Origin of the sequence: Microbispora siamensis (genome assembly GCF_016863095.1) — a bacterium.
Lineage (GTDB): Bacteria > Actinomycetota > Actinomycetes > Streptosporangiales > Streptosporangiaceae > Microbispora > Microbispora siamensis.
The window spans coordinates 23303-42762 of the sequence record NZ_BOOF01000025.1 but is presented as its reverse complement, the minus strand read 5'-3'; the positions used below and the strand labels follow the sequence as shown (position 1 = coordinate 42762).

The window sequence follows — 19460 nt, the reverse complement described above, 5'->3', positions numbered from 1 at the left end:
AGGTGTCAGCGAGTGAACTCGGCGGCGGGCTCCGGGGACAGGACTCGGGCGAGCCAGTCGGTGCGCGTACGGCGGGCCGTGGCCGAGATCCGCGCCTGGGGATACAGGGCGTCGAATCCGTGGAAGCCGCCCGCCCAGACGTGTAGCTCCGCCTGGCCGCCGGCCGCCCAGATGCGGGTGGCGTAGTCGGCGTCCTCGTCCCGGAAGACCTCGGCTGAACCGGTGTCGACGTAGGTGGCCGGCAGGGCCGACAGGTCGTCCGCCAGCGCGGGCGAGACGTACGCGGGCACCTCGCCGCCGGTGAGGTCGCCGAGCACGGAGCGCCATCCGAACTCGTTCATCTCGCGGGTCCAGACGCCGGGCTCGCCGGAGAACTGGCGGCTCGACGTGCTGGTGTTGCGGTGGTCGAGCATGGGGCAGATCAGCATCTGCGCGGCGATCGGCGGGGTGCCGCGGTCGCGGGCCAGCAGGGTGACGCCGGCGGCGAGGCCGCCGCCCGCGCTGGCGCCCGCGACGACGATCCGGGCGGGGTCGATGCCGAGTTCGGCGGAGTGCTCGGCGATCCAGAGCAGGCCCTGGTAGCAGTCGTCGACCAGGGCGGTGCCGGTGGCCTCCGGTGCGAGCCGATACTCCACGGAGACCACGACCGCGCCGAACCGGTCGAGCCACTCAAGCGGGATGTCGATCTGCGAGAAGCGGTCGCCCATGACCATTCCGCCGCCGTGAATCCAGTAGACGCAGGGCGCGGCGGTGGCGTGGGCGTTCGCCGGGCTGAAGACCGACAGAGGGATCGAGGCCCCGTCCGTGGCGGACGCGGCGACCTCGCGCCGGTCGACCTGCCGGTGCGCGAGGAGGGAGTCGACGGGTGCCGACGGGAGCCGGCGCAGTTGCGCGAGCACTTCCGGGGTGAGCTGGGACATGAGGGGCATGTCGGCCAGCAACTCACGCAGCTCGGGGTCCAGGCCGGGTCGTGCCGGGGTCATGGTCACTGCCTTTCGCGGGGGAGGGGTGGGCCGCTGAATGATCGGCGAGGTCAGAAGGCGGCCTTGCCGCGCACCGGGACGAAGTCGGCGTACTCGGACTCCTTGGCGACCAGCTCGCCGAGCCGCGCGACGATGGCCTGGGCGGCCTCGCCGGCGAAGATCCGCTGGTGGTCCTCCTCGCTGGTCCAGCCCTCGATGACGTGGACGACGTCGGGGTCGGACGCGGAACGGGAGACCAGATAGACGACGCAGTGCTCGCTCGCGCCGGGGCCGCCCTCGTCCAGTCCGGTCAGCAGCAGGTCGACCAGCCGGTCGCCCATTCCGGGCTTGGCGGTCAGGGTGGCGGCGAAGCCGTGGTTGGCGGTCATGCACGCCCTCTCTTTCGGTGGGGGGTTGAGGTGATTCCATTGAATCGGCATGACCTGCGGAAACGTTAGAACGATGCTCCTTCGTGCTTGCACGATCCTCTCGCGTACGGGAACGCCGGCAGGGAACCGTGCTGCAATGGCCGCATGTGCCTCGAAGAGCTCCGCACCCTGCTGGCCCGGCATGCCCGGCCCGACGGGACCACCGCCATCGACGGCGTCCTCGTCTCGAAGGTCGACCGGTCGGACCCGCCGGCGCCCTCGATGTCCGGCACCGTGCTGGCGGTCATCGCCCAGGGCGCCAAACGCCTCGCACTGGGCGACCGGATCTTCGAGTACGGCGCCGGGCAGTACCTGGTGGCGTCGGTCGACCTCCCGGTCACCGGGCAGTTCACCCGGGCGGACCCCGAGCGGCCGGCGCTGGGCTTCGGTCTCGTCCTGGAGCCGTCCGCCGTCGCCGAGTTGCTGCTGCGGGCCGGGCCCGGAGACACTCCCCCCGCCGGTGGAGGCGCGGCGCCGGGGATCGCCGTCAGCGACGCTCCGGCTCCGCTGCTCGACGCGGTGGTCCGGCTGCTGCGCCTGCTCGACGAGCCCCGCGACCGGGCCGTGCTGGCCCCGCTGGTCAAGCGCGAGATCCTCTGGCGCGTGATCACCGGCGAGCAGGGCGCGACGGTTCGCCAGCTCGGCCTCGCCGACAGCGGCCTCAGCCACATCTCCCGGGCCGTGCGCTGGATCCGCGAGCACTACGCGCAAGCCTTCCGGGTCGAGGACCTGGCACGGCTGTCCGGCATGAGCGTCTCCGCCTTCTACCGCAACTTCCACGCGGTGACCGCGATGAGCCCCATCCAGTTCCAGAAGCAGATCCGGCTGCAGGAGGCCCGGCTGCTGCTCGCCACCCACCCGGGCGACGTCACCGGAGTCGGCCACCGCGTCGGCTATGACAACCCGTCACAGTTCAGCCGGGAGTACCGCCGCCAGTTCGGAGCGCCTCCCAGCCAGGACGCCGCCCGTCTGCGCCACGGCGTCCACGGCCCCGCGGCCGTCCTCCCCTGACCTGACCCCGTCGCAGCACAACGACGTACGGACGGCCGCCGCGATCGTGGGGCCGTCCGTACGCCGACGAGACGTCAGAAGGGGCAGGTGCTGCGGTACTCCTCGACGAGCAGGCCGCTGCTCGGGCCGGGGCAGAGGAACCTGCCGTAGCGGGTGTCGTCGTCGACGAACCGCTTCATCCAGGCCACGGCGTACTTGCCGATGGTGGTGTTGGTCGTGTTCGGCGCGAAGTGGGTGGCGTTGTTCAGCTCCAGGTACGCCTTGTCGAGCGACGAGGGCAGGCTGGTGTAGAAGGGCACCGCGTGCGAGGCGACCGGCGCGACCGTGTCGTTGTCCGCACCGATGATCAGCGTGGGGGTCTGCACGCCCGACCAGGTCTTGTCGAGGTTCCACGGCGTCAGCGGGACCGCGGCCCGCAGGGAGGGCCGGTCGGCCACGGCCTCCAGCGTGCCGCCGCCACCCATCGAGTGGCCCATGACGCCGAGCCTGGTCGCGTCCACCCGGCCGCGGACCGAGCTGCGCTGGGTCAGGTAGTCGAGCGCGGCCAGCAGTTGCCGGCCCCGGCTGTCGGGCTGGTCGAGCCGCGTCAGCGTGTCGATGTTGAACACCACGAAGCCGTGCGAGGCGAGCCGGGCCGCCAGCCAGGCGAGGCTCGACTTGTCGGCCGTGTAGCCGGGGGCGATGGCCACGCCGCCGAAGGTCCCCTCGGACGTGGTGGTCGGGTAGTAGATGGTCCCGCCGCCGAAGCCGCTCACCGACAGCGACGACACGTCGATCTGCGCGGTCGCGTACGGCCCGCGCGACGCCTCGAGCAGGGCGTCGGTGGGGTCGGGGCCGTGTACGGCGGCGTGGGCGGCGGGAGCGGCGAGGCCGCCGGCCAGTGCGAGGAGCACGACGAGCAGCAGCGTCGTGACCGCGGAGGACATGCGTCGCAGCAGTGGGGTTGGGGGGTGTGTCGGCACGTCGGTGCACTCCCTGGGGGTAGGAGTGGGACCGGCCACGCGGGCCGGTTCCCGCGAACGGTTTGACCGCCGTCACTGTCGCGCCGTCGACCCCGGACGCGCATCGGTGAAATCACCGGTCCCCGCGGCTCACCGGCCTCACGACAGAAGGCGGGTCAGCTCGACCCGGGAGCGCACGCCGAGCCTGGCGAAGATGTTCCTCAGGTGGTGCTCCACCGTGCGCGGGCTGATGAACAGCCGGGCCGCCACCTCGCGGTTCGTCGCGCCCTCCGCCACGAGGGCGGCGATCTGGAACTGCTGCGCCGTGAGCAGGCGGCCGGCCTCGGAGCGGGAGCCCGAGGGCCGCACCGACTCCCCGGCCGCGCGCAACTCCGCGCGGGCGTGCTCGCTCCACAGGCGGGCGCCGTACCGCTCGAACGTCTCCAGCGCGCCGTGCAGGTGCTCGCGAGCCGCGCCGGGGCGGCGCGACCGCCGGAGCATGCCGCCGTACAGCAACCGCGTACGGGCGGTCTCGAACGCGCACGCCCCCTGACGGTGCAGTTCCAGCGCCTGCGTGAAGCGCTCTCCGGCCTCGGCCGGTGGCGCGAGCAGCGCGTGGCACCGGGCGGCCAGCGCCAGCCGGTCGGGGTCACGGGTGCTGTCGGCCCAGCGGTCCAGCATGACCAGCGCGTCCCGCGCCTGCGCGATGTCCCCGGTGCGCACGGCGCTCTCGACGAGCAGCGGCGTCGCCATCACCCGTACGACGAGGGGGTCGCCGGTGCGGGCCACGGCGCGCAGGCGGTTCACGGCGTCGGCGTGGCGGTTCGCCGCGACGTCCAGATGGGCCAGGGCCAGCGTGCCGAGCGCCTCGGCCACGCTGACGCCGTGGGCGGCGGCCAGCTCGACGGCCCGCGCCGCCCGCAGGACGCAGGTCTCCTCGTCGCCCGCGACGGCGGCGGTGAACGCAAGCCAGGCGAGGTGCTGCGCGCCGCTGGTGGCCCGGCCCGTCTCCTGCGCCAGGCGCAGGCCGTCCATGGCGTTGGCCGCCACCGCGTCGTAACGGCCGCTCCACAGCTGGGCCTGGATCAGGATCTCCAGCATCTGCGGCATGCTGGCGACCGCGCCGTGGGCCCGCGCCACCTCGACCGCCCGCGACGCCAGCGTGAGCGCGTCGGCGCCGTTGCCGAGCAGGAGGTTCGCGACGCCGCCCCACACGAGCACCGAGGGGCTGCCGACCGAGGGCGTCACCTGGGCCACGCGGCGCAGCGACGCGGTCGCCTCGCGGTGCCGGCCCCGGAACGTCGCGGCCATGCCCGCCAGATACTCCAGCGCCAGGCGCGTGACGTGGTCGTCGTCGGGCCGCCGCAACGTCTCGGCGCGCCGCGCGATCGCCAGGAACCGGCGGTTGTCCCCCGCCAGGTAGCTCGCCTCGCCCGCCCGGACCAGCGCGCGTACGGCCTGCTCGCGGTCGGTGCGCAGCAGCCGCTCTGCGGCGGCGAGCAGCGTGTCGCAGGCGCTGTCGGTCTTGCCCGCACGCAACTCCAGGCTGCCCCTGACCAGTTCGGCCCGGGCGCGCACCTCGGCGCCGGCCGCGAGCGTGTCGATCCGGGACAGCAGCGACCTCGCCCGCTGCGGCTGTCCCGCCTGCCAGGCGTAACGTGCGGCGGCGGCCAGCCGTGCGGCCCTGGCCTCGCCCAGCCCGGTGAGCTCGGCCGCCCGTTCGAGGACGCGGAACGGTTCCGGGAAGGCCGCCGCCTTCGGCGCCGCCGCGAGCGCGCGTACGAGGTCGTCGGCGAGCCTGCCGGGGGGACCGTCGAGGGCGGCGGCGCGGTGCCAGGCCCGCCGCAGCCGCTGGTGCTCCCCGCCGGAAACGCCGTCGAGAAGGCTCGCCAGCAGGCGATGGGCGGCCCGCCGCCGGGCGAGGGACGCCTCGGCGTACGCCACGTGCCGCAGGATCGGGTCGGCGAGGTCGAAGCCGCCGTCCGGCGATTCGACGACGACACCCGCGGTCTCCGCCGCCTCCAGGGCCGCCAGCCCGGACCGCGACTCCGCCGCGCGCACCAGCGTGACCGCGTCGATGCCGGGATCGGCCGCGATCAGCAGGACGAGGTCGGCGGTGTCGGCGGGCAGGCCGCGGAGCCGGTCGGCGTACGCCCGCCACAGCCGTCCGCCGCGCGGTGGCGTCTCGGGCGGCGGCGCCGAGCCGTTGCGGTGCGCGTCGGTCAGCGAACCGGCGAGTTCGGCCAGCGCGAGCGGGTTGCCCCGGGCCGCCCGGACCAGCGCCGCGCGCAGGTCCCCCGGCAGACCGTCGGGGACGAGGTCGTCGAGCACCTGCCGGGACGCCCGCTCGTCGAGCGGGGCGAGCGGCAGCGGCGGCAGGTCGCCGGGGGCGGTGCCGGGCTCCGCGGAGGCGAGCAGCACGGCGACGGGGACCGCGAGGGTTCGGCGGGCCACGAAACAGATCGCCTCCCGGCTGGGGGCGTCGAGCCACTGGAGGTCGTCGGCGCACACCAGCACCGGGCGCCCGGCGGTCTGCAGGAGCCGCAGCAGCGCGGCGGGCAGCGCCAGGCTGCCCGTGCCGGCTCCGGTTCGCAGCGCCTCGGCGAGCATCCGTGCGTCGGCCGCCGGCGCATGCAGCGTCGCATCGGCCGTCGTCGCCGAGTCGGCCGCGTCGAGCCGGTCCGCTATCGGGCGGAGCAGGGCGTGCAGCCCGGCGTACGGCAGGTGGGTCTCGCCTCTGACACCCCGGGTGCGGAGCACGAGGAACCCCTGCTCCTCCGGAGCGCCGGTGGCCGCGTGCGCGGCGGCGAGGTCGAGCAGCGCGGTCTTGCCCGCGCCCGGTCCGCCGAGGAGGAGCAGACATCCGCCCGCACCGGCCCGGGCCCGGTCCACGAGCGCGCGCAGCGCCTCCGACTCCTTGTCACGACCCCTTAACGCCCCCGACCGAACACCGGTCAAATAAGACATGCATCAGTGTTACGCGCACATTACGCAAATGAGAAGGGCTTCCAATAAGGAACCCCGCCGGGCACGCACCCGGCGGGGTCCTCAGGAGTGGTGACGCGGGAGCGTCAGACGCAGACCGTGCGGACGACCTCCGCGAGGCGGTCCGCCACGGCTTTGGCCTGGTCGTGCGACTCGGCCTCGACCATGACCCGGATCATGGGCTCGGTGCCGCTCGGGCGGATCAGCACGCGGCCGGTCTCCCCGAGCTCGGCCTCCGCCTCGGCCACCGCCGCCCGCAGTTCGGGGGCGGACGCCTTCGCCTTCGCCACGTCCCTGACGTTGACGAGCACCTGCGGCAGCTTCGTCATCACCGACGCGAGGTCGGCGAGGGAGCGGCCCTGCCGGGCCACCTCGGCCATCAGGTGGAGCGAGGTGAGCAGGCCGTCCCCGGTCGTGGCGTGATCCAGCATGATCACGTGACCGGACTGCTCGCCGCCGAGCGTGTAGCCGCCGTCCTGCATCGCCTCCAGGACGTACCGGTCGCCGACCGCGGTCTCCACCACGGACAGGCCGGCCTCCCGCAGGGCAAGCTTGAACCCCAGGTTGGACATGACCGTCGCGACGACCGTGTCCTTGGCGAGGCGGCCGTCGGCGTGCATCGACAGGGCCAGGATCGCCATGATCTGGTCGCCGTCGACCTCCTCGCCCGCGCCGGTCACGGCGAGGCAGCGGTCGGCGTCGCCGTCGTAGGCGATGCCCAGGTCGGCGCCGCTTTCGACGACGGCCTTACGCAGGGCGGCCAGATGGGTCGAGCCCACGCCGTCGTTGATGTTCAACCCGTCCGGGGCGGCGCCGATCGTCTCCACGGCCGCGCCGGCGCGCAGCAGCGCCTCGGGGGCGACCATGTGCGCCGCGCCGTGTGCGCAGTCGACGACGACCCGCAGCCCGTCGAGGCGGTGGGGCAGGGTGGTCAGCAGGTGGGAGACGTATCGGTCGGCCTCGCCGTACGCCTCGCGCACCCGGCCGACGGACGGGCCGATCGGACGGTCCCACTTCTCCCCGAGCCGTTGCTCGATCTCGTTCTCCACCGCGTCGGGCAGCTTGTAGCCGCCGCGGGTGAAGAACTTGATGCCGTTGTCCGGCGCGGGGTTGTGCGACGCGGAGAGCATGACGCCGAGGTCGGCCCCCAGCGCGTTCGTCAGGTACGCGACCGCCGGGGTGGGCAGCACGCCGAGCCGCAGGACGTCCACGCCCGACGACGCGAGGCCGGCGACCACGGCGGCCTCCAGGAACTCTCCTGAAGCCCGCGGGTCCCGGCCTACGACGGCGATCGGGCGGCCGCGCCGCCCGACACTGGCGTGGAACGCCCCGGCGTCGCCGAGCACGTGCGCGGCGGCCACGGACAGGTCCATGGCCAGTTCCGCGGTGAGGTCGCGCCCGGCGACCCCACGTACCCCGTCGGTGCCGAAGAGGCGCCCCCGTGAGGGGGCGCCTACGGGCTCCCGCGACATTAACGCTTGCTGTACTGCGGAGCCTTGCGGGCCTTCTTGAGGCCGTACTTCTTCCGCTCCGTGGCGCGGGCGTCACGGGTGAGGAAGCCGGCCTTCTTCAGCGGCGGGCGGTTGACCTCGGCGTCCAGAGCGGCGAGCGCGCGGGACAGGCCCATGCGCAGCGCGCCGGCCTGGCCGGTCACGCCACCGCCGTCGATGCGGGCGATGACGTCGAACGCGTCCTCGGCGCCGAGCACGACGAACGGCTCGTTGATCAGCTGCTGGTGGACCTTGTTCGGGAAGTAGCTCTCCAGCGAGCGGCCGTTGATCGTCCACTTGCCGGTGCCCGGCACGATGCGGACACGGGCGATGGCCTCCTTGCGGCGGCCGGTGCCGTACGAGTTGCCCGTGGTGACGGGCTTGCGAACGGCGCCCTCGCCGGCGGGGGCCGACTCGGTGGTGTACTCGGAGGGGAACTCCTCCGCGGAGTAGTCTTCCGGCTCGCCCTCGACGAGCGTCTCGATACCGGTGGGCTCGGCCACGGTTCTCCTCTTAACTTTCCTGGCTCGCGATTACTGGGCGATCTGGGTGATCTGGAAGGGCACCGGCTGCTGGGCCTGGTGCGGGTGCTCGGCGCCGGCGTAGACCTTGAGCTTCTTGGCCATCTTCCGGCCCAGGGCGTTCTTGGGAAGCATGCCACGGACGGCCTTCTCGACGGCCCGGTCCGGACGCTTCTCCATGAGCTCGCCGTAGCTGACGGAGCGCAGACCACCGGGGTACCCCGAGTGGCGGTACGCCTTCTTCTGCTCGAGCTTGTTGCCGCTCAGGGCGATCTTGTCGGCGTTGATGACGATGACGAAGTCACCCGTGTCGACATGCGGAGCGAAGATCGGCTTGTGCTTCCCGCGGAGCAGGGTCGCCACCTGGCTGGCCAGCCGGCCGAGTACGACGTCGGTCGCGTCGATGACGTACCACTGACGTTCGACGTCGTTGGGCTTCGGTGAGAACGTGCGCACGGCAGTGCCTTCTGTCGGAATGTGAACTCTCGGTAGGTTGCGCAGGCACGGCGACAACCTCCGTCTCCACGTGTACGGGAGAAGACGCCGGACGCGCCGTGCACCGGTCTGCGGACAGACCGATCCACACACAACGAACTAGCAGACTACCGACCCGATGCCGCCTGGTCAAAACAGCGAAGGCGGCGGGTCATTGGAACGACTCATTTGAACGTTCATCAAATCCATACCCAATCGCCTCTTCTTCCCCATGGCGCGGATCCCTATATTTGACTGCGGTATGTGGCAGACCCCTCACAAAAATCACACCTTCCGTGGCCCCCTACGGGGGACTCAGATGGGTCTGCTGGCGTGCGCCGTGGCCATCCTGCTCACCGGCGTCGTGATCGGCAGGATGAGCGCCAGGTCGGGCGAGGTCGACGACGTCTACCTGCGCAAGTCGGAGCCGTCCCCGTCGCCGAGCGCGAGCGCGGCGGGCGCGGTGCCGCGTGACCGGCCCACGCTCGACCACGTGCTGCGCACCGTGGCTCCGGTCGTCCCCCGGGAGGTGCCGCAGCGCCGGCCCCGGAAGGAAAGGCCGCCCTCCAACCTGATCGACGGCTCCGACGGCGGCTCGCGGCACACCGTTCTCACGCCCGGGACGGACGGCGGCGACGACACATACGACGCCGACTCGATGCGGTCCGCCTCGATGGAGGCCGAGGTCGTGCGCCTGGTCAACGCCGAGCGCCGCAGGCACGGCTGCCGGCCCCTGCGCGTGGACCCCCGCCTGGTGGAGTCCGCCCGCGCGCACTCGGACGAGATGGCGTCGAGCAGGCTGTTCCGGCACAGCTCCCCCGGGGGCGCCTCTCCCTGGGACCGGATGGGCGCGGCGGGCTACTCCGACGGCGGGGCCGAGACGATCGCCAGGGGCTACCAGACCGCCGAGGCGGTCGTACGCGGCTGGATGGCCGGGCGGAGCGACCGCGCCACGCTGCTCGACTGCCGCCTGGTCGCGACCGGGGTCGGCGTGAGCACGGGCGAGGGCGGCCCGTGGTGGACCGAGGACTTCGGGTATTCCTGACCCTTCCTCATCTGTCCAATTAGCCGACTAATCTCAGCGCCATGGGTTATCCCGGCGACCAGCAACCACCTCCGCCGCATCATCCCCCGGATCCACGCAGGCGGGACCTGCCGCCGTACTCCGGTGGGGACGACTCACCCCTCGCCGGCCGTCGTGACGCGCCCCCGTACGGCGGGGGCCAGCCGCCATACCCGCGCGAGCAGTCGCCGTATGAACGCGAGCAGGCGCCCTACCAGCGTGAACCATCGCCGTACGCCCGCGAGCAATCGCCCTATGAACGCGAGCAGGCGCCTTATCAGCCCTACCAACAGCAGCCCTACCAACAGCAGCAACAGCCCGAGCAGCCGCCGTACGCCGGGCGCGGGCCGTACGAGCAGGACGGCCCCCACCGGGTGGAGCAGCTCGCGTCGGGCCCGTACGCGTCCCCGGCCGGCGGTCAGGCGGGTGGCGACTGGGACGCGCGGCGGCAGCCGACGGCGCCGCGGGAGCCTGCGCCGCCGGAGCCCGTGTGGGATCCGGACGCGAAGGGCCCCTGGTGGCGTCGCCCCTGGGCCCTCGGCCTCGCCCTGCTGGCCCTGATCGGGGCGCTGTTCACCGGCCTGTGGTACGCCGCGCGCAACGAGAAGCCGCCGGTCGCCGCCCCGACGCCCACCAGCCGCCCCTCACCACCGCTCGTCTCCGAAGGCCCTCCCGGCAAATTCGGCTACACCGCCTCACGGGCGACCGACAAAACGCCGCTGTCGCTCCGGGAGCTGTTCGCGAAGAGCAAATTCGTCAAGAACAAGCGTTCGTACGTCCGCACGGCGTTCCGCAAGGAGAAGAAATGCGCGGACGGCGTCACCGGCGACAAAATCACCAAGGCGCTCAAGGCGGGCGGGTGCACACAGTTGCTGCGGGCGAGCTTCGCGGACTCCAAGGGCACGGTCATCGGCACCGTGGGCGTCGCCAACCTGAAGACCTCCGCCACGGCGAAGAAGGTCGCCTCCGCCGGGGGCGGCGGTGAGCGCAAGGACTACCTCAAGCCGCTGCCGGGCAAGGACGAGGCCACCAAGCACCTCGGCACCGGCGAGGCGTACGCGGGCGGCTGGACCCACGGCCACTACGCGGTGCTGCTCTGGTTCCAGTTCAAGGACGGCCACAAACCAGCCAAGAACGAGTTGAAACGGCTCTACCAGACCGCGGTGGACGTCACCGACGCGACTGTTTTCCCTGCCCTCGACACCCGCTCGCTGAACGGTGGCCCCAGCTGAGGCCAGGCGTTCACTGAGGTGGGAGCCGGTGGGCGACCCGGGGCGGCACGGACCGAAACGCCCATAGGGGCACGCCGATCGCGCCCGCGACGTTACGCTTCCGGCTATGCGTGGCAAGGATTCCGGTTCCGAGCACGAACACGAAACGGCGTCGGCCCGCCGCGAGGCGGACGCCGAGGGCTCGGCGACACCTCCGACGCCACCTCCGAGCTTCGGCCAGACCCCGCCGCCCGGATTCGGCCGGCCCCCGGCGGACGACGGCACGGCCTGGGCCCCGGACGTCGCCGGTGCGGCGGACCGGCCTCCGGTCGTGCCCTACCCGACCAGGTATGGGCCACCCGGCGGTCTCGGGGCACCCGAATCGCCCGACGACCCGGAGAGCACGAACAGGTTCAGGGCCGTTCCGGCGTACGGCCCGCCGCCCGCCGCCCCCGGCGTACCGGGAAACGCCGGTGTGCCGGGGAACGCTGGAGTATCGGGGGAACCCGGGGGCCTTCCCGCGCCGCGCCGCCCCGGCGACGAGGCCCTTGCCCTGCCCGCGCCCGATGAGCCGCATCCCGGCCCCGGGGCCGGCCACGGAGCCGGGCCCGCAGTCGGCCACGGCGCGGTGCCACCGCAGCCCGCGTACGGCGCGGGGACGCCCTCCTGGCAGCAACCGGAGGGCCAGGGCATCCACTCGTGGCAGCAGCCCGGCCACGGCGACCAGCAGCCGACCGGCCACGGCGACCAGCGGCATCCCGGGTACGGCCCGCCCGCCTGGCAGCCCCCGGCTCCGGCCACGCCCCCATGGCAGCCTCCGCCCGAGAACGCCGATGCGCGACCGCCCGCGCCGGGCCCGGCGCCTTGGCAGCCCGCGGGCCAGGGCGTCCAGGCCTGGCAGCCCCCGGCCGACCCGAACGCCGTGCGCTGGGAGCAGCCGCCGGGCCCGGACGCCCCGTCCTGGCAGCCCACGCAGCCGCCCTGGCAGCCCGCCCAGAGCGCGGGCGGCCCCGGCTACCCGCAGACGCCCCCGCCTCCCGGCCCACAGCAGCCCGCGTACGGCCACGGCGCGCCCGGAGCGGGCACCGGGCCTCAGCCGCCCGCGTACGGCCCCGGGACGCAGCCCTGGCAGCCGCCCATGGAGGGGCCCAACCCGGCGTGGCAGCAGCCCGTGGAGGGGGCGAACCCGGCGGCGTGGCAGCCTCCGGCCGACACGGGAGCGCAGCCGTGGCCCTCGCAGGGCCCCGGAGCGCCGACCTGGGAACCGCCGCCCCCACCCGGCTCACCTGGCTCGGCCCCGCAGCCGTGGCAGCAGGAGCCCCCCTCAGCGGGCTCGGGAGCCCCGCAGATGTGGCCGGCCCCCGTCAATGATCCCGCTGCCCAGCCCGGCCCCAACCCCGGTCCACAGCCCGGCGGCGTCACCTCCTGGCCCTACTCCGGAAACGAGCCACAGTGGCCGCAGGGCCCCGCACAGGCGGGGACGGGTGACACCGGCCCCACCTCCTGGCCGCCCCCGGCAGGCGGCGAACCGGCCCCGCCCGGCGCCTTCGGCACGTCCCCCTCGCCGTACGACGAGGGGGGTCAGGGTGGGGCATGGCAGGGCCCTGCCGGGCCCGCCGCCTGGTCGCAGCCCGGCGGCCCTCCCGCCGCACCGCCCGCGTACGGGCCGGACCAGCAGCACGCCGGTGGTCCCTGGGCCGCCCAGCCCGGCGAGGCGGCGCCCGGCGTGCCGTCATTCCACGAGTGGGGGTCCGCCCCCGCCGGGGGGCAGCCGTCCGGCGGGGAGGCCTGGCCACAGGCGCCGGTCCCCCACCAGGGGCATCCACCCGCCGCCCCGCCGCAGTACGGACCGCAGTACGGCTCTCAGCACGTGCCGCAGGGCGGGCCGCAGGACGGGCCGCAGGACGGGCCGCAGCATGGGCCGCGCTATGGGCCGCCTCCGGTCGCGCTACCGGGGCAGGAGCACGCCTCCGGCGGCCACCAGCCCGGGGCGTACCCGGGCGCACCGCCCCAGCCCGGTCCGGGATTCCCGGCCGGGCAGCCGGAGGCGTACGCGGAGGAAGCCACGTCCCCGGAGGCGGTCCGGCCCGGAGAGCCCGGCGACGTGCCTGTGTGGCCGCCACGGCTGCCGGGCGAGCCGTACCCGCAGGGGGAGATGCCCGCGGGCACCTCCTGGCCCCCGACGAACGCCTATCAGGACGAGCCCGGCACGGCGCAGGCGTCCGAGGGCCCGGCCGGCGACCGGGCGGGCACGAGCGAGTCAGGCGGCACGCCCGGCGACGCTATCCCGCTCACCGGCACGCCCAACCACAGCGCTGCGCCGGACCACACCGGCGCGCCGGACCACAGCACCGCGCCGGACCACACCGGCACGCCCGCGGACACGGCGCATCACGCCGATGTGCCTGCCGATGAGCGAATCGACGAGCGAACGCTGCCCGCCGAAGGACCGGGACAGGCGGGCGAGTCCGCAGGGGCGGGTGTGCCCGCGCAGGACGCTCCCGCGGGGAGCGTCCCGCCGCCCGGCGCGCCGGCGTCGTATCCTCCCGCGCCGGGTCACGCCGGGCCGCCCGAGGGCTTCGGGGCCGAGATCGCCCATGCGGCGACCCCGGTCGAGGGGTTCCCGATGCCCGGCACACCGTACGAACCCGGCCAGGCTCTCGCCCACTCCGAGCAGACCACTCCGCACAGCGAACCGCAGTACGCGTCCTTCGACAGGACGACACAGCCACTGCCTCCGCCACAGCGGGAGGAGCCGTTCCCGGCGCCCACGCAGACATGGAGCGCGCCTGGTCAGGCGCCCGACAGCGCACCGTCCGGTACACCGCTGGGGAGACAGGACGACACGCAGGATCAGTCGCCGTCCCAGTCGCCGTCCGCGACGTCCCCCTCGGATGTCCCGCCATCCGCCGTACCCCCGGGTGCGGCGTCATCCGACACGCCGCCCACGGGCCCGTCCGCGAGCGACGGCGCCACCGGGGCGGACTCCCCCGACCCCAATTCAGGACATATGGCACCAAAATCTCCCACGACCGGTTCGCCCTCGCAGCCGAGCCGTGAGACCCCGTTCGCGTTCACGCCGGTGACACCGGCCAAGGCGGGCAAGCCGGCGCCTCCACCCGGATTCGGGCCGACTCCCTCCGCCCCCGGCGGCCTCTCCCCTGAGGGCAACCTCCCGGCGACGCTCGGCCCCGCCGGCCCTCCGCCCTCCGGCGGGAAGGTCAAAAGGATCGTGATGGCCGCCGGTGCGGTGATCGTCGTGGGGGCGATCGGCACCGCGGCCTACTTCGCCTACTCCGGCGAGCCGGACGGCGAGCAGGCCGCCAGTACGCCGGCGGCCACCACCGCGGCGCCCCCCTCCGAGGAGCCGACGCCGAGTTCCACGGTCGCCTCCGCCATCCTCGACTCGGAGCAGACCGACCCGAAGACCCTCAAGCCGGGAGAGGCGTTCCCGGACGAGAAGGTGACGCTGGCGGGGCGGACGTACCGCCGGGTCAAGGTCGACGTGACCGACGACTGCGGGAAGGCGGCGGCGGGCGCGTTCGCGCAGGCCCTCACCGAGCAGCAGTGCCGCAGGGTGCTCAGGGCCACCTACGTGGACGGCAAGCGCCAGTACGCCGTGACCACGGGCATCGCCGTGCTGCCCGGCAAGACCGAGGCCCTCGCCGTGGACCAGGCCAAGGATCTCAAAGCGAACGTCTGGTTCCGCGGCCTCGACGGTGACAAGGCGAGCCGGGCGGACAAGGTGTCGATCTCCGGCGGCTACGCGGCCGGCATGGTGTGGGGACGCTACATCGTGTTCAGCTACGCCACCTACGCCGACGGGCACACGCCGGACGCGAACGACAAGAACCTCGCGCCGATCAGCGGCGCCTTCCGGGACAACATGGCGAAGGTGATCGAGAAGCGCGCCTCACGCTGACGCTCCCGGCGCGTGGTCTCCACACGGGGACCACGCGCCGCCACGGCCGCGCCGTCAGGAGCATCGGAGTCAAGGACTCAGCGTGCGCACGCGGCGGGTGGCGGCGGCCCGCCGCGCCAGTTCCTCCGGCTCGGGGTAGCGCACCTCCTCGAGCGTGAGACCGTGCGCGGGCGCGACGTGGACACCCGAGTCCCGTACGGCTCTCGCCAGCACCTCGCCGGGCCACTCGACGGGCCGCCTGCCCTCCCCCACGGTCAGCAGCGAGCCGACCAGCGCCCGGACCATCGAATGGCAGAAGGCGTCGGCGACCACGGTCGCGAGGAGGATCCCGTCCTCGCCCCTGACCCACTCGAGCCGCTGCAGCTCGCGGATCGTGGTCGCGCCCTCGCGCCTGCGGCAGAAGGCGGCGAAGTCATGCTCGCCCAGGAGACGGGCGGCCGCCGCGTTCAGCAGGTCCACGTCCAGCGGCCGGGCGTACCACAGCACCTCGCGCCGCCGCAGCGGGTCCACCCCGCCGGGGGCGTCGCCGACGCGGTAGCCGTACCGGCGCGACAGCGCGGAGAACCGGGCGTCGAAGCCCTCGGGCGCCACGCTGACGGCGTGCACCCGTACGTCGGGGGGCAGCACCCCGGCCAGCCGCCTCGTCAGCGCAGCGAGCCACTCAGCGCCGCGCTCCTCCCACGCCTCATCCGGGTCCACGGGAACGGGGGCACGCACGGACGAGGCGGCGGCCAGCGCCGCGACCGGAAGGTCGACGTGCGCCACCTGTCCCCTCGCGTGGACGCCGGCGTCGGTGCGGCCCGCGACGGTGAGCGACGGCGGGGCGTCCAGGCGCAGGATCCGGCCCAGCGCGTCCTCGATCTCCCCCTGCACGGTCCGCCGTCCGGGCTGGCGCGCCCAGCCGGAGAAGTCCGTGCCGTCGTAGCCCAGGTCCAGCCTCAGCCGCAGTTCTCGCTCCACGCCATCCCTCGTACGGTGCCTCGTACGGTGCACAAACGAAGAGCGGGCCCAGCATCCCCCGAAGGGAAACTGAGCCCGCTCACAGAGCCTGGGATCAGGCCTCGTCCTTCTTCTCACCCTCAGCCGACTCGGCGGCCTCGGGAGCCTCCGCCGTCTCGGCGGCGGTGCCCTCGGCGGCCTCGTCCTGCGCGGCCGGCGTCTCCTCGACCTCGGCCGGAGCGGCCTCGGCGGCGGGCGCGGCCGGAGCCGTACGGGAGACCCTGACCGGGTTCAGCTGCTCGGTGACCAGCTCGATGACCGCCATCGGAGCGGCGTCGCCCTTACGCGGGCCGAGCTTGGTGATCCGGGTGTAGCCACCGGGACGCTCGGCGTACGTCGGAGCGATCTCGGTGAAGAGGTGGTGGACGACGCCCTTGTCGCGGACGACCGTCAGCACCTGGCGACGGTTGTGGATGTCGCCCTTCTTCGCCTTGGTGATCAGCTTCTCCGCGAGCGGGCGGAGACGCCTGGCCTTGGCCTCGGTGGTGGTGATCCGGCCGTTCTGGAACAGCGAGGTGGCGAGGTTCGCCAGGATCAGCCGCTCGTGGGCCGGGCTGCCGCCGAGGCGGGCGCCCTTGGTGGGCTTGGGCATTTCATGCTCCTCATGGATAACCCGCTCCGGCCGTGTCAGGTACCGGGGTCGGGCCGACCGGCGTACCGGTCGTGACTTGTCATCGCCGTCTCATGCCGCCCTCGGCGGGCGGCACGAGACGGTGTGGTGCGGGTGCCGCTCAGTACTGCTCGGTCTCGATGAACCCGCCGTCCTCGTCGTCGTACCCGCCGCCGGCGACGGCGGAGGGGTCGAACCCGGGCGGGGAGTCCTTGAGAGCCAGGCCCATCTCGTGCAGCTTCTGCTTGACCTCTTCGATCGACTTGGCGCCGAAGTTGCGGATGTCCAGCAGGTCCTGCTCGCTGCGGGCGACGAGCTCACCCACGGTGTGGATGCCCTCGCGCTTGAGGCAGTTGTACGAACGGACGGTGAGGTTGAGCTCCTCGATCGGCAGCGCCAGGTCGGCCGCGAGAGCCGCGTCCGTCGGCGACGGGCCGATGTCGATGCCCTCGGCCTCGACGTTGAGCTCACGGGCCAGGCCGAACAGCTCGACCAGGGTCTTGCCGGCCGAGGCCACCGCGTCGCGGGGCTTCATGGACGGCTTGGTCTCGACGTCGAGGATCAGGCGGTCGAAGTCCGTGCGCTGCTCGACACGGGTGGCCTCGACCTTGTAGGTGACCTTGAGGACCGGGGAGTAGATCGAGTCGATCGGAATCCGGCCGATCTCCTGGCCAGGCTGCTTGTTCTGAGCGGCGGAGACGTAGCCGCGGCCGCGCTCGACGGTCAGCTCCATCTCCAGCTTCGCCTTGCCGTTCAGCGTGGCGATGTGCAGGTCGGGGTTGTGCACCTCGACACCGGCCGGAGGCGCGATGTCGGCGGCGGTGACCTCACCCGGGCCCTGCTTGCGCAGGTACATCACCACGGGCTCGTCGTGCTCGGAGGAGACGACCAGCGACTTGAGGTTCAGGATGATGTCGGTGACGTCTTCCTTGACCCCGGGCACGGTCGAGAACTCGTGGAGCACGCCCTCGATGCGGATGCTGGTGACCGCCGCCCCCGGGATGGAGGACAGCAGCGTGCGCCGCAGCGAGTTGCCGATGGTGTAGCCGAAGCCCGGCTCGAGCGGCTCGATGATGAACCTGGACCGGTGCTCCTCGAGCGACTCCTCCTGGAGGCTCGGGCGCTGTGCGATGAGCATCAGGATCTCCTGGATCCGGGACGGCCCCGTCACGGCGGACGAGTGGTCCCTGGGTTACGGCGACGCCCGCTATTTGACGCCGCTCGCCTACAACCATGATGCCGTACGGCCGGGAGTGTACCGGCCGTACGGCGTCATGAACTGCCGGGGCCCTACTACTTGGAGTAGAGCTCGACGATCAGCTGCTCCTGGACCAGCGTGTCGATCTGCTGGCGGACCGGGAGCTGGTGCACGAGGATGCGCATGTTCTCGGCGGAGACGCCCAGCCAGGCCGGGACGGTCTTGTCGCCGGCGGTCGCGCGGGCCACCTCGTACGGAAGCAGGTTGCGCGACTTCTCGCGGACCTCGATGATGTCGTGCTCGCGCACGCGGTACGACGGGATGTCGACCTTCTTGCCGTTCACGAGGAAGTGGCCGTGGCGCACCTGCTGGCGGGCCGCGTCACGCGACTCGGCGAAGCCGGCGCGGTAGACCACGTTGTCGAGACGGCTCTCCAGGATCTGGAGCAGGTTCTCACCCGTCTTGCCCGCCTTGCGGTTGGCTTCCTCGTAGTAGTTGTGGAACTGCTTCTCGAGGACGCCGTAGATGCGGCGGGTCTTCTGCTTCTCACGGAGCTGGAGCTGGTACTCCGACTCCTTCGGACGGCCGCGGCCGTGCTCACCCGGCGGGTACGGGCGGATCTCGATGGGGCACTTGGCGGACTCGCACTTCTTGCCCTTGAGGAAGAGCTTGGTCTTCTCACGGCGGCAGAGCTTGCAGTCCGGACCCGTGTAACGAGCCATTTCTTTCTACTCTCCTGAGCTCAGACGCGACGGCGCTTGGGCGGACGGCAGCCGTTGTGCGGGACCGGGGTCACGTCCTGGATGGACCCGACCTCGAGGCCGGTCGCCTGCAGCGAACGGATCGCGGTCTCACGGCCGGAACCGGGGCCCTTGACGAAGACGTCGACCTTGCGCATGCCGTGCTCCATGGCGCGGCGGGCGGCGTTCTCGGCAGCCATCTGCGCGGCGAACGGGGTGGACTTGCGGGAGCCCTTGAACCCGACGTGGCCGGCGCTGGCCCAGGAGATCACGTTCCCGTTCGGGTCGGTGATCGAAACGATCGTGTTGTTGAACGTGCTCTTGATGTGGGCGTGCCCGTGAGCGACGTTCTTCTTTTCCTTGCGGCGCACCTTCTTCGGTGCGCCCTGGCGGCTCTTCGGCGGCATTGAAGCGCTAACTCCTGGAAATGTGGCTGCTAAGGACTACTTCTTGCCCGGCTTCTTCTTGCCGGCGACGGTCTTCTTCTTGCCCTTGCGGGTGCGCGCGTTCGTCTGCGTCCGCTGACCGTGGACAGGCAGCCCCTTGCGGTGCCGGATGCCCTGGTAGCAGCCGATCTCGATCTTGCGTCGGATGTCGGCCTGAATCTCGCGGCGGAGGTCACCCTCGATCTTGTAGTTCGCCTCGATGTAGTCACGCATCGGAACGAGCTCGGCGTCCGTGAGCTGGTGGACGCGCAGATCGGGGCTGATGCCGGTCGCGTCAAGGATCTCCTTGGCGCGGGTGCGGCCGATTCCGAAAATGTAGGTGAGAGCGATCTCCAGCCGCTTGTCGCGGGGGAGGTCGACGCCAACCAGGCGGGCCATGGTCGGGCATTCTCCTTCAGTGTGGCGGAGGTCTTGCGCCACACTTCCCCTCCCATGCCCGGGCGAGGGCCCCGGCCTCCG

The 19460-nt window shown here is 72.8% G+C and carries 17 protein-coding genes; 4 read left to right on the top strand and 13 right to left on the bottom strand.

The genetic code is table 11. The features are described from left to right. Positions 1-5: 5 nt before the first annotated feature. A complete protein-coding gene (locus Msi02_RS21305; RefSeq protein WP_204049932.1) occupies positions 6-983 on the bottom strand; it encodes an alpha/beta hydrolase in 978 nt (325 codons plus the stop codon). 50 nt (positions 984-1033) lie between these two features. After that, positions 1034-1351: a putative quinol monooxygenase gene (locus Msi02_RS21300; RefSeq protein WP_204049931.1), complete on the bottom strand. Its 318-nt coding sequence runs from the start codon at positions 1349-1351 to the stop codon at positions 1034-1036. A gap of 144 nt (positions 1352-1495) precedes the next feature. On the opposite strand from Msi02_RS21300, the gene Msi02_RS21295 reads away from it, so the two are divergent. Continuing rightward, positions 1496-2401, top strand: coding sequence for an AraC family transcriptional regulator (locus Msi02_RS21295; RefSeq protein WP_204049930.1), 906 nt, complete (start codon positions 1496-1498; stop codon positions 2399-2401). 74 nt (positions 2402-2475) lie between these two features. On the opposite strand, the gene Msi02_RS21290 is transcribed toward Msi02_RS21295, so the two are convergent. From Msi02_RS21290 to rplM, 5 genes are all read right to left on the bottom strand, one after another. After that, positions 2476-3327 (bottom strand): alpha/beta hydrolase family protein, encoded by an 852-nt coding sequence (locus Msi02_RS21290; RefSeq protein ID WP_204049929.1) that lies wholly within the window; start codon positions 3325-3327, stop codon positions 2476-2478. 174 nt (positions 3328-3501) lie between these two features. After that, positions 3502-6309, bottom strand: coding sequence for a helix-turn-helix transcriptional regulator (locus Msi02_RS21285; protein WP_204049928.1), 2808 nt, complete (start codon positions 6307-6309; stop codon positions 3502-3504). 104 nt (positions 6310-6413) lie between these two features. Continuing rightward, positions 6414-7799, bottom strand: a complete 1386-nt coding sequence (gene glmM, locus Msi02_RS21280; protein WP_204049927.1) for a phosphoglucosamine mutase — start codon at positions 7797-7799, stop codon at positions 6414-6416. Further along, positions 7799-8320, bottom strand: coding sequence for a 30S ribosomal protein S9 (rpsI, locus tag Msi02_RS21275; protein WP_079316250.1), 522 nt, complete (start codon positions 8318-8320; stop codon positions 7799-7801). Before rpsI ends, glmM begins: the two co-directional genes overlap by 1 nt. A gap of 30 nt (positions 8321-8350) precedes the next feature. Beyond that, positions 8351-8794 carry a 50S ribosomal protein L13 gene (gene rplM, locus Msi02_RS21270; RefSeq protein WP_079316251.1) on the bottom strand — a complete coding sequence of 148 codons (444 nt, stop codon included), beginning with the start codon at positions 8792-8794 and terminating at the stop codon, positions 8351-8353. Between the two features lie 337 nt (positions 8795-9131). Here rplM and Msi02_RS21265 point away from each other — a divergent pair, with 337 nt between their 5' ends. The 3 genes from Msi02_RS21265 to Msi02_RS21255 all read left to right on the top strand — a co-directional run bounded on the left by Msi02_RS21265 (position 9132) and on the right by Msi02_RS21255 (position 15008). Further along, positions 9132-9857 (top strand): CAP domain-containing protein, encoded by a 726-nt coding sequence (locus Msi02_RS21265; RefSeq protein WP_204049926.1) that lies wholly within the window; start codon positions 9132-9134, stop codon positions 9855-9857. A gap of 41 nt (positions 9858-9898) precedes the next feature. Then, the gene (locus Msi02_RS21260) at positions 9899-11107 is read left to right on the top strand and encodes a hypothetical protein (protein ID WP_204049925.1); all 1209 of its coding nucleotides are present in this window, start codon (positions 9899-9901) and stop codon (positions 11105-11107) included. A 106-nt stretch (positions 11108-11213) separates the two neighbouring features. Then, on the top strand, positions 11214-15008 hold the full coding sequence (locus tag Msi02_RS21255) for a hypothetical protein (RefSeq protein ID WP_204049924.1): 3795 nt from the start codon (positions 11214-11216) through the stop codon (positions 15006-15008). Positions 15009-15077: 69 nt separating this feature from the next. Here Msi02_RS21255 and truA read toward each other — a convergent pair whose 3' ends face one another. From truA to rpsM, 6 genes are all read right to left on the bottom strand, one after another. Then, entirely contained in the window at positions 15078-15968 is an 891-nt protein-coding gene (truA, locus tag Msi02_RS21250; RefSeq protein ID WP_204049923.1) for a tRNA pseudouridine(38-40) synthase TruA, read from the bottom strand. A 94-nt stretch (positions 15969-16062) separates the two neighbouring features. Next, the gene (rplQ, locus tag Msi02_RS21245; RefSeq protein ID WP_204049922.1) at positions 16063-16599 is read right to left on the bottom strand and encodes a 50S ribosomal protein L17; all 537 of its coding nucleotides are present in this window, start codon (positions 16597-16599) and stop codon (positions 16063-16065) included. A gap of 139 nt (positions 16600-16738) precedes the next feature. Continuing rightward, positions 16739-17755: a DNA-directed RNA polymerase subunit alpha gene (locus Msi02_RS21240; RefSeq protein ID WP_030508347.1), complete on the bottom strand. Its 1017-nt coding sequence runs from the start codon at positions 17753-17755 to the stop codon at positions 16739-16741. A gap of 155 nt (positions 17756-17910) precedes the next feature. Then, on the bottom strand, positions 17911-18537 hold the full coding sequence (rpsD, locus tag Msi02_RS21235; RefSeq protein ID WP_142563118.1) for a 30S ribosomal protein S4: 627 nt from the start codon (positions 18535-18537) through the stop codon (positions 17911-17913). A 20-nt stretch (positions 18538-18557) separates the two neighbouring features. Next, positions 18558-18962, bottom strand: coding sequence for a 30S ribosomal protein S11 (rpsK, locus tag Msi02_RS21230; RefSeq protein ID WP_020542285.1), 405 nt, complete (start codon positions 18960-18962; stop codon positions 18558-18560). A gap of 36 nt (positions 18963-18998) precedes the next feature. Beyond that, entirely contained in the window at positions 18999-19379 is a 381-nt protein-coding gene (gene rpsM, locus Msi02_RS21225; protein ID WP_079319852.1) for a 30S ribosomal protein S13, read from the bottom strand. Positions 19380-19460 lie beyond the last annotated feature (81 nt).

Bases quoted from the DNA above. Each gene is read 5' to 3' on its own strand.
- Msi02_RS21295 (WP_204049930.1), top strand. From the start codon at position 1,496: ATGTGCCTCGAAGAGCTCCGCACCCTGCTGGCCCGGCATGCCCGGCCC.
- rpsD (WP_142563118.1), bottom strand. From the start codon at position 18,537: ATGGCTCGTTACACGGGTCCGGACTGCAAGCTCTGCCGCCGTGAGAAG.
- rpsK (WP_020542285.1), bottom strand. From the start codon at position 18,962: ATGCCGCCGAAGAGCCGCCAGGGCGCACCGAAGAAGGTGCGCCGCAAG.
- Msi02_RS21290 (WP_204049929.1), bottom strand. From the start codon at position 3,327: ATGTCCTCCGCGGTCACGACGCTGCTGCTCGTCGTGCTCCTCGCACTG.
- glmM (WP_204049927.1), bottom strand. From the start codon at position 7,799: ATGTCGCGGGAGCCCGTAGGCGCCCCCTCACGGGGGCGCCTCTTCGGC.
- rpsM (WP_079319852.1), bottom strand. From the start codon at position 19,379: ATGGCCCGCCTGGTTGGCGTCGACCTCCCCCGCGACAAGCGGCTGGAG.
- Msi02_RS21265 (WP_204049926.1), top strand. From the start codon at position 9,132: ATGGGTCTGCTGGCGTGCGCCGTGGCCATCCTGCTCACCGGCGTCGTG.
- Msi02_RS21240 (WP_030508347.1), bottom strand. From the start codon at position 17,755: ATGCTCATCGCACAGCGCCCGAGCCTCCAGGAGGAGTCGCTCGAGGAG.
- rplQ (WP_204049922.1), bottom strand. From the start codon at position 16,599: ATGCCCAAGCCCACCAAGGGCGCCCGCCTCGGCGGCAGCCCGGCCCAC.
- Msi02_RS21300 (WP_204049931.1), bottom strand. From the start codon at position 1,351: ATGACCGCCAACCACGGCTTCGCCGCCACCCTGACCGCCAAGCCCGGA.
- Msi02_RS21260 (WP_204049925.1), top strand. From the start codon at position 9,899: ATGGGTTATCCCGGCGACCAGCAACCACCTCCGCCGCATCATCCCCCG.
- Msi02_RS21255 (WP_204049924.1), top strand. From the start codon at position 11,214: ATGCGTGGCAAGGATTCCGGTTCCGAGCACGAACACGAAACGGCGTCG.
- Msi02_RS21285 (WP_204049928.1), bottom strand. From the start codon at position 6,309: ATGTCTTATTTGACCGGTGTTCGGTCGGGGGCGTTAAGGGGTCGTGAC.
- Msi02_RS21305 (WP_204049932.1), bottom strand. From the start codon at position 983: ATGACCCCGGCACGACCCGGCCTGGACCCCGAGCTGCGTGAGTTGCTG.